This window comes from Rhodococcus sp. EPR-147 (genome assembly GCF_001647185.1).
Lineage (GTDB): Bacteria > Actinomycetota > Actinomycetes > Mycobacteriales > Mycobacteriaceae > Rhodococcoides.
Genome location: NZ_LVCU01000509.1, coordinates 1 through 657, shown reverse-complemented (window position 1 = coordinate 657; position 657 = coordinate 1). Strand labels below are relative to the sequence as shown.

Below are 657 nucleotides of genomic sequence, written 5' to 3'. Positions count from 1 at the left end.
CCCATCACGTCGTAGGCGCCGCCGTACGCTTTGCGGGTGATGACGGTGATCTTGCCGACGGTCGCTTCGCCGTAGGCGTAGAGCAGTTTCGCGCCGCGTCGGATGATGCCGTTGTATTCCTGCCCGGTGCCGGGCAGGAACCCGGGAACATCGACCAGGGTGATGATCGGGACGTTGAAGCAGTCGCAGGTCCGCACGAACCGGGCTGCTTTCTCGGAAGCATCGATGTCCAACGTTCCGGCGAATTGGGTGGGTTGGTTGGCCACGATCCCCACCGATCGGCCGTCGATGCGCCCGAACCCGACGATGATGTTGCGGGCCCGACCTTCTTGGACTTCGAGGAATTCGTCGTCGTCGAGGATCCGGGTGATGACCTCGTGCATGTCGTACGGGGTGTTCGGTGAGTCGGGGATCAGGGTGTCGAGTTCGAGATCCTCGGCGGTCAGATTGTCTTCGATGGACCCGGTGATCGGGTCCGAGGGTGCGGTGCGGGGGGCGTCGGCGCGATTGTTGCTCGGTAGGTAGGACAGGAGGTCGCGGACGTAGTCGAGGGCGTCTTGTTCGCCGGAGGCGACGTAGTGCGCGACACCGGATTTCTCCATGTGGGTGTGCGCGCCACCGAGTTCTTCCATGGTGACGTTCTCGCCGGTGACGGTT

General features: G+C 63.5%; 1 protein-coding gene. It reads right to left on the bottom strand.

The window, feature by feature from the left end; translation table 11 throughout:
• On the bottom strand, nt 1–657 hold a 657-nt coding region (locus A2J02_RS21845), incomplete at both ends, for an acyl-CoA carboxylase subunit beta (protein ID WP_331712063.1).